The organism is Modestobacter sp. KNN46-3 (genome assembly GCF_011039295.1).
Window position 1 is genome coordinate 1 of record NZ_JAAKGN010000179.1, and the last position, 8,688, is coordinate 8,688.

At 74.8% G+C, this 8,688-nt stretch carries 6 protein-coding genes; 1 reads left to right on the plus strand and 5 read right to left on the minus strand.

Annotated features, from left to right (window positions below; genetic code table 11):
- A partial coding sequence (tmk, locus tag G5C62_RS23430; protein ID WP_164702890.1) for a dTMP kinase occupies positions 1-1,940 on the minus strand: 1,940 nt, incomplete at its 3' end.
- 292 nt (positions 1,941-2,232) lie between these two features.
- Here tmk and G5C62_RS23435 point away from each other — a divergent pair.
- Positions 2,233-3,051 carry a trans-aconitate 2-methyltransferase gene (locus G5C62_RS23435; protein WP_164702891.1) on the plus strand — a complete coding sequence of 273 codons (819 nt, stop codon included), beginning with the start codon at positions 2,233-2,235 and terminating at the stop codon, positions 3,049-3,051.
- Here G5C62_RS23435 and G5C62_RS23440 read toward each other — a convergent pair.
- The 4 genes from G5C62_RS23440 to G5C62_RS23455 all read right to left on the minus strand — a co-directional run.
- Entirely contained in the window at positions 3,038-3,781 is a 744-nt protein-coding gene (locus G5C62_RS23440; protein WP_164702892.1) for a class I SAM-dependent methyltransferase, read from the minus strand. The genes G5C62_RS23435 and G5C62_RS23440 overlap by 14 nt on opposite strands.
- Before the next feature lie 19 nt (positions 3,782-3,800).
- Positions 3,801-6,683, minus strand: a complete 2,883-nt coding sequence (topA, locus tag G5C62_RS23445; protein WP_164702893.1) for a type I DNA topoisomerase — start codon at positions 6,681-6,683, stop codon at positions 3,801-3,803.
- Between the two features lie 197 nt (positions 6,684-6,880).
- Positions 6,881-8,410, minus strand: coding sequence for an alpha/beta hydrolase (locus G5C62_RS23450; protein WP_164702894.1), 1,530 nt, complete (start codon positions 8,408-8,410; stop codon positions 6,881-6,883).
- On the minus strand, positions 8,407-8,688 hold a 282-nt coding region (locus tag G5C62_RS23455; RefSeq protein ID WP_164702895.1), incomplete at its 5' end, for a hypothetical protein. The genes G5C62_RS23450 and G5C62_RS23455, both read right to left, overlap by 4 nt.

Consider the following 8,688-nt stretch of genomic DNA (forward strand, 5'->3'; position numbering starts at 1 on the left):
CGGGCCCGGGCCAGACCGACCTCCGGTGGCAGGTCCAGGAGCAGGGTGAGGTCCGGCCGCAGCCCCTGGGTGGCCCAGCGGGAGATCGAGCGGACGTCGTCCATCGGGATCGTGCGGCCGGCGCCCTGGTAGGCCAGCGAGCTGTCCACGAACCGGTCGGTGATCACCACCTCCCCGGCGTCCAGCGCCGGGCGGAGGACGTCGTGCACGTGCTGCGCGCGGTCGGCGGCGTACATCAGGGCCTCGGCCCGCGGCGACAGCCCGGCACTGGCCGGGTCCAGCAGGAGCGCCCGGACCTTGCCGCCCAGCGCCGTCCCGCCCGGTTCGCGGGTGGTCCGGGCGACCAGGCCCTCCCCGGTCAGCCACTCCTGCAGGCGGCGCACCTGCGTCGACTTGCCCGCCCCCTCGCCGCCCTCGAAGGCGATGAACACCCCGCCCCCGGCCAGCCGACGCCGCGCGGTCGTGTCCCGGCGCAGAGCGGTGACGACGTCGGCCAGCAGCGGCACCGGACGGCCGTCGTCCATCTGCCGGTAGGCGACCACGCCGACGCCGACGGCCAGCAGGCCGGCCACGAACAGCATGACCCGCTCCCCGGTGACCGCCAGCGTCAGGACGCCGACGTCGACCTGGTTCTGACCGATCACGCCCACGCCGATCGGCACCGTCGCGAGGGAGAGGATCAGCGAAGCGCGGACGAGGGACTGGACGATCGCGAACGTGCGGCCGCGGATCGCGTCGTCGACCTCCGTGCCCAGCAGGGTGAAGCCGGCCAGGTAGGCGATGCCGGCGAAGAAGCCCATCAGCACGACCAGCAGCAGCGCCACCCACAACGTGGCGATCCAGGACATGAGCAGCACGGCGATCCCGGCGCCCACGATGGCCACCCCGAAGATCCGCTCCCGGGCGAGGTCGTGGGCGATGCTGGGGCCCAGGCCGATGCCCAGGCCGAGGCCGACGAAGACCGCCCCGAAGAGCAGCCCGTAGGCCGCCTGCCCCCCACCGAGGGCGGTCACGTAGAACTGCCCGGTCGCGATGATCGCGCCGGCAGCGGCGAAGGCCCCGGTGATCCCGAGGATCAGCCCGCGGACCAGACGGGTGTGGCCGGCGAAGGAGAAGCCCGCCTTCAGCGAGCCGAGGAAGCTCTCCTGCGGTGCCTCGGGCCGGGCGGCCCGGCGACCGCTGATCGAGGGCAGGTTCCAGATCACCAAGGCCGCGACCAGGAAGGTCAGCGCGTTCAGGTAGAGCGCGAGGGCGATCTGGTCGAGCCCGGGGAGCAGCTGGCTCAGCCGGCCACCGGAGGTGTTGAGCATCGCGTAGACGCCACCGGCGAGCACCGGGGTGATCCCGTAGGTGGTGATCAGGGACAGCTGGTTGGCCGGCTCCAACTGGTCCCTGCGGAGCATGTTCGGGACGGCGGCGTCCTTGGCCGGGGTCCAGAAGAGGCTGACCACCTCGATGAGGAACTGCGCGATGAACAGCCAGATCAGGTTGTCGACCAGCGGGATGGAGGCGAAGAGGCCGAACCGGAAGACGTCGGTGAGCACCATCGTCTTGCGTCGGTCGAACCGGTCGGCGAAGACCCCGGCCAGCGGCCCGAGCACGAGCGCCGGCAGCAGCCGGAAGAGCAGGACGCCGCTGAGGGCCAGGTTGCTGGCCATGTAGCCGTCGACCAGCGTGGTGGCGGTCGCGGTGATCGCCAGCAGCCCGAGCCAGTCGCCGAAGCTGGACAGCGACATGGACAGCCACAGCTTGCGGAAGTCGCGCACCCGCAGCACCGCGCGGATCTTCGCGACCTGACCGACCGCTCCGGCGCCGGGGTGCTCCTCGTCGTCCGCGCCGGACCGGTCGTCACCCGGGGCGTCGTCCGGCGGCTCGAGCAGCGGTACGCCGGCGCTGTCCGGGGTGGGTGCGCCGGCCGCCGGGAGCCCGTCCGGGGGCACTGCGGCCGGTGCCGTCCCGGGACCGTCGTCCTCGACACCACGCGAGCCTGGCGCGGCGCCGGGCGGCGGGCGGCTCCCGTCGTCCGCCGGCGTCGCAGCGGACGAGCCGCCCGGGGACGGGCGGTCCGTCGGGTCGGAGCTGATCGGAGACCCCCGGGGTGTGGCGGCACCGGAGCGCCGCGGGACGTGGCCGTGTCGTGGCCTCGGCTCGGTCACCGTACCGGTCGGGACCGACGAGTCCGGGCGATTTCCACTCCTCCGGGCCAGGTGCCTCCGGCGCTAGCCTGCGGCCGTGGACGACCGCGGCAGCTGGGACCCGGGCACCTACCTGCGCTTCGCCGGCGAGCGGGCCCGCCCCTTCGCGGAGCTGCTGGCCCGGATCGGCGCGGAGGCCCCGAAGGTGGTCGTGGACCTCGGTTGCGGCGACGGCTCGGCCACCGCCACGCTGGCCCGGCGCTGGCCCGGTGCCCGGGTCGTCGGCGTGGACAGCTCACCGGCGATGCTCGCGGCCGCCGCGGACCACGCCGTGCCCGGCAGGCTGACGTTCCTCCAGCGTGACCTGCGCGACTGGCGGCCGGACGGGCCGGTCGACGTGCTGGTCAGCAACGCCGCACTGCACTGGGTGCCCGGGCACGCCGACCTGCTCCCGGGCTGGGCGGACGCACTGGCCCCCGGCGGATGGCTCGCGGTGCAGGTGCCCGGCAACCAGCGGGCACCCACCCACGCACTGCTGGCCGAGCTGGTCACCGGTCCGCGGTGGGCCGGTCGGCTCTCCCCCGGTGCGGAGGTCGCACTGGACCCCCGTGCGGTGCTGGACCCGGCGGGCTACCTGGAGGTGCTCACCGCGGCGGGACTGGCCGTCGATGCCTGGGAGACCACCTACCTGCACGTGCTGACCGGGGAGGACCCGGTCCTGCACTGGGTGTCCGGCACCGTCCTCCGCCCGGTGCTGGCGCGCCTCGCCCCAGCCGACGCCGCCGAGTTCACCGCCGAGTACGCCGCCGCCCTGCGTCGGGCACACCCACCACGCCCCGACGGGACGACGGTGCTCCCCTTCCGCCGGGTGTTCGTCGTCGGGCGCCGACCGGCTCGTGGGCTCAGCGCGGGGTGAGCCGGTACGCCCGGGTGGTGTACGGCAGCTCGAGCTGCGCGGACCCCCGCGTGTCGGGATGGGTGGCCAGCAGCTCACGCACCTGACCGAGGAACTCCGCCCGCCGGGCGTCGGACATCATCGCCACGTAGCTGCGGGTGCCGATGCCGGCGACGACCTGCTCGGGGGTCACCCGCTGCGCGACGGCGGAGTCGGCCACCACCACCTCGGCGGGCAGCTCGGCAGCGAACCGGTGCACCACCGTCTGGTCGGCCTCGTGGTCCCGGGCCTCGTCGGCGAGCAGCTCACCGAGGGCGCGCACCCACGGCACCCGCTCGTCCCGGGTGTTCCAGACCAGGCCGACCACCCCGCCCGGCCGGAGCACCCGGCGCAGCTCGGCGGCCGCGGGGACGACGTCGAACCAGTGCGCGGCCTGCCCGGCGACGACGGCGTCCACGTCGGAGTCGGGCAGTGGGATCGACTCCGCTCCCCCGGTGGCCGCACGCACCTGGGGCAGACGCTCCCGCAGCTGCGCCAGCATCTCCCCGGACAGGTCGACGGCGACCACCTCGTGCCCGGCGGCCACCAGGCGGTCGGTGAGCAGGCCGGTGCCCGCACCGAGGTCGAGCACCCGGCGCGGGGCGTCGCCGAGCAGGAACCCGACCACGTCGGCCGGGTAGGTCGGCCGGAGGGCGGCGTAGTCGGCCGCGACCGCGCCGAACGACGTCCGCCGCTGCTCCCAGCCCTCCACCCGCGCCCTCCGTCCGAGCTCAGCTGCCGGCCGGCACCTTGACCGCGACGTCGGCTGCGGTCTCCGCCGTCTTCCGGGCCGCCGCCGACTTCGCCGTCGTCGACTTCGCCGTCGTCTTCTTCGCCGTGGCCTTCTTGGCGGCCGCCTTCTTCGCCGGCGCCTTCTTCGCGGCGGTCTTCTTGGCCGCCTTCTTCTTCACCGGTGCCCGCTCACGGCGGTCGGCGAGCAGCTCGGCCGCCCGCTCCAGGGTGATCGTCTCGACCTCGTCGCCCTTGCGCAGGCTGGCGTTGTGCTCGCCGTCGGTGACGTAGGGGCCGAAGCGGCCCTCACGCACCGTGACCTGGCCCTGGCTGACCGGGTCCGCGCCCAGCTCCTTGAGCGGCGCCTTGGCCGCGGCCCGGCCCCGCTGCTTGGGCTGGGCGAAGATCGCCAGCGCCTCGTCGAGGGTGATGGTGAAGAGCGCGTCCTCGCTCTCCAGCGAACGCGAGTCGGTGCCCTTCTTGATGTAGGGCCCGTAGCGGCCGTTGAGCGCCTGGATCTCCTCGCCCTCGGCGTCCTTGCCGATCGAGCGCGGCAGGGTGAGCAGCTGCAGTGCCTGCTCCAGGGTGACCGTCTCCGGCGTCATGGTCTTGAACAGGCTGGCCGTCCGCGGGGTCTCCTTGCTGCCCTCGGGCACCAGCGTGGTGACGTAGGGGCCGTACCGGCCGGCCTTCACCGCCACCGGGAAGCCGGACTCCGGATCGGTGCCCAGCTCCCGGTCCGAGGAGGGGGCGTTGAGCAGCTCGAGGACCTTCTCGCTGGTCAGCTCGTCGGGCGCGATCTCCTCGGGGATGCTCACCCGGGCGCCGTCCTCACCGCCGGCCTGCAGGTAGGGGCCGTACCGGCCGACCCGCACGACGACCGGGTCGCCGTTGGGCGCCACCGCCCGCAGCGGGATGGAGTTGACGCCGCGGGCGTCGATCTCCTCCAGCCGCTGACCGATGACGGACTTCAGCCCACCGGAGGCGCCGATGCCGCCGGCGTGCTGGCCCTCGCCCCCGAAGTAGAACTCGGTGAGCCAGTCGACCCGGCCGAGCTGACCGGCGGCGATCTCGTCGAGCTCCTCCTCCAGCAGGGCGGTGAAGTCGTAGTCGACGAGCTGGCCGAAGTGCTGCTCGAGCAGGTTGACCACCGCGAAGGCGATGAAGGTCGGCACCAACGCCGAGCCCTTCTTCCACACGTACCCGCGGTCCTGGATGGTCTGCATGATCGACGCGTAGGTCGAGGGCCGGCCGATCCGCAGCTCCTGCAGGCGGGCGGTGAGGCTCGGCTCGGTGTAGCGCGCCGGCGGGCTGGTGGTGTGCCCCTTGGGGTCCAGCTCGCGGGTGTCCAGCTGCTGACCGCGCTCGACCCGGGGCAGCCGGCGCTCGCTGTCGTCGGCCTCGTCGTCGTTGCCGGACCCCTCGTCCTTGCCCTCGACGTAGGCCCGCAGGAACCCCGGGAAGGTGATCGTGCGGCCCGACGCGGTGAACTCGACGGCCTCACCGGTGCTGGAGCTGCCGGCGAGCCGGATGCTCAGCGTCTTGCCCACGGCGTTGGCCATCTGGGAGGCGACGGTGCGCTGCCAGATGAGCTCGTAGAGCCGGAACTCGTCGCGGGCCAGCTGCCCGGCCAGCTGGCCGGGCGTGCGGAAGGAGTCACCGGCGGGACGGATGGCCTCGTGCGCCTCCTGGGCGCCCTTGTCCTTCGTCGCATAGCGGCGCGGCTCGGCCGGCACGTAGGCGTCGCCGTACAGCTCGGCGGCCTGCCGGCGGGCGGCGCTGATCGCCTCGCTGGACAGGTTGGTCGAGTCGGTCCGCATGTAGGTGATGTGGCCGTTCTCGTACAGCCGCTGGGCCACCCGCATCACCTGGGCCGACGACCAGCCGAACTTGCGGCCGGCCTCCATCTGCAGGCTGGAGGTGATGAAGGGGGCGTAGGGCTTGCGGGTGTAGTCCCGCTCGTCGACCCGGCTGACCGTGACCGCGCGACCCTCCAGCCGGGCTGCCAGGCCGCGGGCGCCGGCCTCGTCGAGGTGGACGACGTTGCTGGTCACCGAGCCGGTGTCGGCGTCGAAGTCCTTGCCGGTGGCGACCCGGCTGTCGTCCACGGTCACCAGCCGCGCCCGCAGGGTCGTCGGCTCACCGGCGTCGGCGCCGGCGCGCTGCTGGGCGACCTCGAACAGGCCGTCGAGGCTCCAGTAGTCCGCGGCGGTGAACCGCATCCGGGCCCGCTCGCGCTCCACCACGATCCGGGTGGCGACCGACTGCACGCGGCCGGCCGACAGCTTGGGGAGCACCTTCTTCCACAGCACCGGGGAGACCTCGTAGCCGTAGAGCCGGTCGAGGATGCGGCGGGTCTCCTGGGCGTCGACCAGCGCGGTGTCCAGCTCGCGCGGGTTCGCCACGGCGCGGGCGATCGCCTCGCGGGTGATCTCGTGGAACACCATCCGGCGGACGGGCACGGTGGGCTTGAGCGTGTCGATCAGGTGCCAGGCGATGGCCTCGCCCTCGCGGTCCTCATCGGTGGCGAGGTAGATCTCGCTCGCTTCCTTGACCAGCTGCTTCAGCCGGGTCACCTGCTGCCTGCGGTCGGGGCTGACCACGTAGAGCGGGGCGAAGCCGTTGTCGACGTCGACGCCCAGCCGGGCCCAGGACTCGCCCTTGTGCGCAGCCGGCACGTCGGCGGCGTTGCGCGGCAGGTCGCGGATGTGCCCGACGCTGGCCTCGACGACGTAGTCGCTGCCGAGGTAGCCCGCGATCTTGTTCGCCTTGGTCGGCGACTCCACGATGACCAGCGGCTTGCCTCCGGCCGCGGCGGCACGCTTGCGCGGCGCGCGGTCGCCGGTGCTGGGGGCTGACTTCGTGGTCTTGGTGGGCGGCACGGTGCTCCTGTCGGGGGGTGCTGGTGCAGGCGCCGGGGAGGACCCGGTCGCGCACGGGGCAGAACGGGCTGTACCCGCTCGGCGACGCCACGGTAGGCCACCGCGCGACCGGGAGGCCGATCGGTGAACCGGAACGCGCCCGCCGTCCCACCTCCAACGGATGACGGCGGTCACTGTTCCCTGCGCCGATCTGCAGGTCAGCGCGGCTTCCGAGGGCCGGCGACGACCTCGCCGATCGCGGCCAGCGTCGGGCGGTCGCGGTCGTAGTACTGGGTGTGTCCCTGGGTCGGCTCGGTGGGCAGGGGGACGTCTCCGAACCCGGAGTCGTACGGACCGGCGCCGTACCAGCCGGACCAGGAGATCGGGTCGGCCGCCGACCAGGCGCCGTGGACCTCCTCCGCCTCCAGTCCCTCCGCCCCGCCGGTGCTCGTGCCGGGACTGCCGAGCAGGACGACGGCGTCCGCGGCCAGGCGGCCGGGTGCGCGCGCGGCCCGCCCGGTGACGACTGTCCCGTAGCTGTGCGCCACCACAGTGGTCCGTGGCGCGGGGACCGCCGCCGGGGCGGCTCGGCTGGCGGCCAGCCCGTCCAGCGCGCGGTCCAGGTCGCGGCCTCCGCGCTGTGAGGCCCGCACGGAGACGGAGTCGTACCACCGGGGCGTCCGGTAGCCCAGCCAGGCGACCGTGGCCACGGCCAGGCCCGGGGCGGCCGTCGCCGCGGCCACCGCGACGTCCCGGGCGTCCCCGACCAGCTCGGCCAGGTCGTCGACGGGCGTGGTGTTGATCCCCGGGACGAGCACGCCCACGGCCGCGACGGTGTCCAGGTCGCCGACGGACAGCGCCACCAGGCCGGTCGCTGGGTCGAACTGCAGGAGCTGGGCCTCGGCGCCACCGGCCGCCACCGCGGCGAGGGCCCGCCGCACCGCGTCGGCCGTGTCGTGGCCGGCCGAGCCCGGCGGGAGGTGGGTCAGCGCCGCCGCCAGGTTGGCCCGGTTCGCCTGGTCCCGCGCCCAGGCCGGCAGTCCGTCCAGGGCACCGACGACACCTGGCTGCCCGTCGATCGCCAGCAGCTGCCCGGCCGCCGTTAGGCCCGCCCACCAGGCCGCCGCGTCCTGGGGGCCGGCCGCGGCCGGCACCTGCGGTGTCCGCACCGGCAGCAACCGGCCGACCAGGTCGGCGAAGCGGTCCGGCACCGGGACGGCGACCCCACCGAGCCGCGCCAGGGGCTCCCGGGCGGCCCGGGCACACGCCGCCGCCCGGGCCGCCGCGAGACCGGCCTCCTCGGCCCGGGCCTCGGCGAGCACTGCGGCGCTCCGGGCGGACTCGACGTCGGCCAGCTGGTCCGGCGCCGTCGCCGGCGAGGGTGGCACGGGCACCCCGACCGCGCGGCCGGCACCGTCCAGGCCGACCCCAGCGGCAGACGCGATCGCCAGGGCCTCGGCGGCGAGCTCCTGCGCCTGGTCCGCAGCGGCGCTCAACCCGGTCAGGTCGGCCAGCGAGGCCGCCAGCGCCCCACCGACGCCCGAGGCGACCGTGGACAGCTCGACGAGGGCGGCGGCGGCCGCGCTCGCCGCCGGCCCGGACCAGGACCCCGCGTCCCCGAGCTCACGGCCCAGCCGGTCCAGCCGTCCCCGCCAGGGCGCCAACCGGTCGACCAGGACGCCGAGGGTGACCACCGCTCCCCGCAGCTGAGGGACGTCCCAGCCGGCGAGGTCGACCGTCGTCGTCACTGCGGCACCGGGACCCGGCCACCGCCGAGCTGCCCGGCGACGCCGCCGTCGACGGCCCGGTAGGACTCCAGCGCCGCCGCCAGGGTGGCGGCGACGGCCAGGGTGCGCGCCGCGAGCGTGGTGACCAGGTCGGCCCACGCCGCACCGGTCGCCGCCGCCGGGAGGCACGTGTGTCCGATCTGATCGACGTCCAGCTCGACGCGCTCGGGGAGCTGCTGGGCGAGCTCGCCGCGCTCGGTGTCGAGCTGGAGGAGGAGGAGCGGCTGTGCGCCTCCGCG